Origin of the sequence: Christiangramia qingdaonensis, assembly GCF_048381525.1 — a bacterium.
GTDB lineage: Bacteria > Bacteroidota > Bacteroidia > Flavobacteriales > Flavobacteriaceae > Christiangramia.
The window spans coordinates 404,753-405,153 of sequence record NZ_JBLWIM010000012.1 but is presented as its reverse complement, the minus strand read 5'-3'; the positions used below and the strand labels follow the sequence as shown (position 1 = coordinate 405,153).

Here is a 401-nt window from a genome sequence, read left to right as displayed (position 1 = left end):
ATTTGTTTGAAATATATCATTGACTATTAGTTAGTTGGCTATTTACAAGCTCTTCCGACTTAACAAAACTTTAATCTCAACAGGGTGCAGACTGATTAATATGGTGTAATTTTATCGCATACTATTTGAGAATGAAGAAACAGAACAAGAATAAGCCCAAAGGACAGGGCAACCTTACCCGAAGCATTATAGATATCCTTAGAAAGAATTCGGGAAAAACATATAATTACAAACAAATTGCTTCTATACTAGGTGTAAACGATGCCAGTAGCAGAAACCAGATCATCAAAAAACTAGCTCAACTCACTGCCAAAAAGGAAATTGAAGAAGTTGAACGAGGTAAATTTAAGATCGAAGGTTCAAAAAATTATCATACTGCCGTACTTGATCTAACCACGAAA

General features: G+C 34.2%; 1 pseudogene. It reads left to right on the top strand.

The features are described 5' to 3' along the window. Nucleotides 1-131: 131 nt before the first annotated feature. Nucleotides 132-401, top strand: a pseudogene (locus tag ACNI3T_RS06740) (ribonuclease R); the annotation flags it as partial.